Here is a 3,230-nt window from a genome sequence, read left to right on the forward strand (position 1 = left end):
GGTCCGCGCGCCCGAGCCTGAGCCTGAGCCCGAACCCGACGTGCTCGAATTGACCGACGAGATGGCGATGGATCCGACGCCGCCTCCGCCGCCACCGAGCTTTCGCAAGGTCGAGCCGCGCGACGATCTCGAATTCGCCGAATCGCCTCCGCCGCGTCCAACGCCGCCACCGTCCTACGCGCCGGTGGACTTCGAAGCCCCGCCGCTGCCGCCGCAGCAGCCAATCCTCGCGCAATCGACGGTCTCGGCGGTCGAATCCGCCTTCAACTCCCTGGCCCATACGGTGCTCAGCAGCAATGCGCGGACGCTGGAGGATCTGGTCAAGGAGATGCTGCGTCCGATGCTGAAGTCCTGGCTCGATGACAACCTTCCGGGCCTGGTTGAACGCATCGTGAAGGCCGAAATCGAGCGGGTCTCGCGCGGCGGCCGCTGAGGCGGGCGGTTCGGCCCCGATATAGCCCTGCTCCCAGGGCATATTCGGCCTGCGGACCGGGCCGAATGCCCTTTGCCGCTGAGCTTCCCGTTGACTTGACCCGCACACGCGGCTTTCTAGCAGCCCCATGATCGAGAAAAATTACCAGCCCGCCGATATCGAAGCCCGCATGTCCGTGGTGTGGGAGGACAGCCTTGCCTTCAAGGCCGGTCGCCCCGACCGCCGCGACGCCGTGCCTTTTACCATCGTGATCCCGCCGCCGAACGTGACGGGCTCGCTGCACATGGGCCATGCCCTCAACAACACGCTGCAGGACATCCTGTGCCGGTTCGAACGCATGCGCGGACGCGACGTGCTGTGGCAGCCCGGCACCGACCATGCCGGCATCGCGACCCAGATGGTGGTCGAGCGGCAGCTGATGGAGCGCCAGCAGCCCGGCCGCCGCGAGATGGGCCGCGAGAAATTCCTGGAGCGGGTCTGGCAGTGGAAAGCCGAGAGCGGCGACACCATCATCAACCAGCTCAAGCGGCTCGGCGCCTCCTGCGACTGGTCGCGCGAACGCTTCACCATGGACGAGGGCCTCTCGAAAGCCGTCGTCAAGGTGTTCGTCGAGCTGCACCGCGAGGGGCTGATCTACAAGGACAAGCGGCTGGTGAACTGGGACACCAAGCTCTTGACTGCGATCTCCGATCTCGAAGTGCAGCAGACCGAGGTGAAGGGTCACCTGTGGTACCTACGCTATCCGATCGAGGGCAAGACGTTCAATCCCGAGGATCCCTCGAGCTTCATCGTCGTCGCCACCACGCGTCCCGAGACCATGCTCGGCGATACCGGGGTTGCGGTGCATCCCGAGGATGAGCGCTATCTGAAGCTGGTCGGCAAGAACGTGATCCTGCCGCTGGTGGGCCGCAAGATCCAGATCGTTGCCGACGACTATTCCGATCCGGAAAAGGGCTCGGGCGCGGTGAAGATAACGCCGGCGCACGACTTCAACGACTTCGAGGTCGGCAATCGCCACGGCCTGCGCCGCATCAGCGTGATCGACAGGGAAGGCTGTCTCGATCTCGTCGACAACGAGGACTATCTTCGCGATTTGCCGGAAGGCGCCGGGCAATTCGCCGAGGAATTCCACAAGGTCGATCGCTTTATCGCGCGCAAGCGCATCGTCGAGCGGCTGGACTCGTTCGGCTTCGTCGAGCGGATCGAGCCGCACACCAACATGGTGCCGCATGGCGATCGCTCCGGCACCGTGATCGAGCCGTATCTGACCGACCAGTGGTACGTCGACGCCAAGACGATGGCCAAGCCCGCGATCGCAGCGGTGCGTTCGGGCGAAACGTCGTTCGTGCCGAAGAACTGGGAAAAGACCTATTTCGAATGGATGGAGAACATCCAGCCCTGGTGCATCTCGCGCCAACTCTGGTGGGGCCATCAGATCCCGGCCTGGTACGGACCTGACGGCAAGGTGTTCGTCGCCGAGACCGAGGAGGAGGCCGTCAGCCACGCGCTCGGCTATTATGTCGAGCAGGAAGTCATCACGGCCGAGCAGGGCCGCGAGATGGCGCTCGACCGCAACAAGCGCGAAGGCTTCATCACCCGCGACGAGGACGTGCTCGACACCTGGTTCTCCTCGGCGCTGTGGCCGTTCTCGACGCTCGGCTGGCCGGAAGACGCCCCCGAGGTGCAGCGCTACTACCCGACCAACGCGCTGGTGACCGGCTTCGACATCATCTTCTTCTGGGTCGCCCGCATGATGATGATGGGCCTGCACTTCATGAAGGAGGTGCCGTTCTCGACCATCTACATTCACGCCCTCGTCCGTGACGAGAAGGGCGCCAAGATGTCGAAGTCGAAGGGCAACGTCATCGATCCGCTCAACCTGATCGACGAATACGGCGCGGATGCGCTGCGCTTCACGCTGGCCGCGATGGCGGCGCAGGGGCGCGACATCAAGCTCGCCACCAGCCGCGTCGAGGGCTATCGCAATTTCGCGACCAAGCTCTGGAATGCGTCCCGCTTTGCGGAAATGAACCACTGCGCCGTGCCCGACGGTTTCGAGCCGGCGAAGGCGAAGGAGACGCTGAATCGCTGGATCGCGCATGAGAGCGCGCACACCACGCGTGAGGTGACCGAGGCGATCGAAGCCTATCGCTTCAACGACGCGGCAAGCGCGATCTATCGCTTCGTCTGGAACGTCTATTGCGACTGGTACGTCGAGCTCGCAAAACCCGTGCTGCTTGGTCCGGACAGTCCCGCCAAGGACGAGACCCGCGCCATGGTCGCCTGGGCGCGCGACGAGATCCTGAAGCTGCTGCACCCCTTCATGCCCTTCATCACCGAAGAGCTGTGGGAAGTCACGGCCAAGCGCGACGGCCTGCTCGCATTGGCGCAATGGCCGCTGAAGCGGGCCGAGCCGACGCCGGAGCAGCTTGCGATGCTGGCTGCGACGACGGGGGTGACCGATCCGCTCGTCTCGCCGGCCTGGGTGCTGCCGATCTTCGACCATGCCGACTTCACCGATCCCAAGGCCGAAGCCGAGATCGGCTGGGTGATCGACCTCGTCACGCAGATCCGTTCGGTGCGCGCCGAGATGAACATCCCGCCGGCGACGCTGACGGCGCTGGTGCTTGCTGGCGCCTCGACTGAAACGAGGGAGCGCGCGCCGCGCTGGACCGACGTCATCAAGCGCATGGCCCGGCTGTCGGACATCTCCTTCGCCGACCGTGCGCCCGACGGTGCGGTCCAGTTGCTGGTGCGCGGCGAGGTAGCCGCGCTGCCGCTCAAGGGCGTGGTCGAC

2 protein-coding genes are annotated in these 3,230 nt (G+C 65.0%); both read left to right on the forward strand.

The features are described 5' to 3' along the window. Positions 1-433, forward strand: a 433-nt coding sequence (locus MOV75_RS32100) for a PopZ family protein (protein ID WP_247007328.1), incomplete at its 5' end; no start/stop codon positions are given. A 127-nt stretch (positions 434-560) separates the two neighbouring features. Then, on the forward strand, positions 561-3,230 hold a 2,670-nt coding region (locus MOV75_RS32105; RefSeq protein ID WP_247007330.1), incomplete at its 3' end, for a valine--tRNA ligase.

The organism is Bradyrhizobium sp. PRIMUS42 (genome assembly GCF_023006515.1).
In the GTDB taxonomy this organism is placed as follows: Bacteria; Pseudomonadota; Alphaproteobacteria; order Rhizobiales; family Xanthobacteraceae; genus Bradyrhizobium.